Source organism: Pseudomonas aegrilactucae (assembly GCF_019168305.1).
Taxonomy (GTDB): Bacteria; Pseudomonadota; Gammaproteobacteria; order Pseudomonadales; family Pseudomonadaceae; genus Aquipseudomonas; species Aquipseudomonas aegrilactucae.
The window spans coordinates 1-1,208 of sequence record NZ_JAHTBI010000170.1; the positions used below are offsets into that span (position 1 = coordinate 1).

At 63.2% G+C, this 1,208-nt stretch carries 3 protein-coding genes; all 3 read right to left on the reverse strand.

Annotated features, from left to right (window positions below):
* Positions 1-790, reverse strand: a 790-nt coding sequence (gene ccoP / locus KUO17_RS26335) for a cytochrome-c oxidase, cbb3-type subunit III (RefSeq protein WP_217978471.1), incomplete at its 3' end; no start/stop codon positions are given.
* Entirely contained in the window at positions 787-984 is a 198-nt protein-coding gene (locus KUO17_RS26340) for a cbb3-type cytochrome oxidase subunit 3 (RefSeq protein ID WP_217978472.1), read from the reverse strand. The genes KUO17_RS26340 and ccoP, both read right to left, overlap by 4 nt.
* Positions 985-989: 5 nt before the next feature.
* Positions 990-1,208 (reverse strand): cbb3-type cytochrome c oxidase subunit II (locus KUO17_RS26345; protein ID WP_217978473.1); only part of this gene is annotated, 219 nt, incomplete at its 5' end.

Here is a 1,208-nt window from a genome sequence, read left to right on the forward strand (position 1 = left end):
GCGCGCCCATCGCCGGGGTGCCTTTGCCTTGCGGCCCGTGACAGGCCACGCAGTTGGTCGCGAACAGCTTCTGGCCATTGGCGACATCGGCCTTGGCATCCTTGGGCAGGGTGCGGCCATCCAGGTTGGTCAGCACGAACGCGGCCACATCGGCCACGCCTTGCTCGCCGATCACCTCGGCCCACGCCGGCATCACGCCGTGACGACCGGCCATGATGGTGGCCTTGATGGTCTCGGGCTCGCCGCCCCAGCGCCAGTCGTTGTCGGTCAGGTTGGGGAAGCCGTACGAACCCTTGGCGTCGGAGCCGTGGCACACCGAGCAGTTGGAGGCGAACAGACGGCCCCCCATCTTCAAGGCTTGCGGGTCCTTGGCCACTTCCTCAATCGGCATCGCGGCGAATTTGGCGAAGATCGGCCCGAACTTGGCGTCCGAGCGGGCCATTTCCTTCTCCCACTCGTGCACCCCGGTCCAGCCCGACTGGCCGTTGGCGAACGCGACCTTGTTGTCGTTGTCCAGGTACTGGTAGCCCGGCAACAGGCCTTTCCAGTTACCCAGGCCGGGGTACAGCACCAGGTAGCCCAGGGCGAAGATGATGGTGCCCACGAACAGCATGAACCACCACTTGGGCAACGGGTTGTCGTACTCCTCGATGCCATCGTAGGCGTGGCCCACGGTCTCTTCGGTGGTTTCGCTGCGCTGGCCCTTGCGGGTCGACAGCAGCAGCCAGGTCAGGGCAAAGATGGTACCCAGACTCAGAACGGTGACGTACAGACTCCAGAAGGTAGTCATTCGTTGTTACTCCTAGAAGCGTTCGCTTGCGCTTGCTCGACGTGCTTGCTGGCTTCGGGATCATCCGCGAAAGGCAGCATGGTCGCTTCGTCGAACTCGGACTTGCGCCGCGAACTGAATACCCACAACGCCAGGCCGATGAAGGCCACCATCACCACGACGGTGCCCAGGCCACGAATCATCCCGATATCCATCAAGGTCACCGTTTGCTTTTGATGATGGTGCCCAGCCCTTGCAGGTAGGCGACCAGGGCGTCCATTTCAGTCTTGCCCTTGACCGCGTCGCGGGCTGCGGCGATGTCTTCGTCGGTGTAGGGCGTGCCGAGGGTGCGCAGTACTTCCATCTTCTTGGCGGTCAGCTTGCCGTCGAGGGTGTTCTCCACCAGCCACGGGTAGGACGGCATCTTCGACTCGGGCAC

Bases quoted from the DNA above. Each gene is read 5' to 3' on its own strand.
- KUO17_RS26340 (WP_217978472.1), bottom strand. From the start codon at position 984: ATGGATATCGGGATGATTCGTGGCCTGGGCACCGTCGTGGTGATGGTG.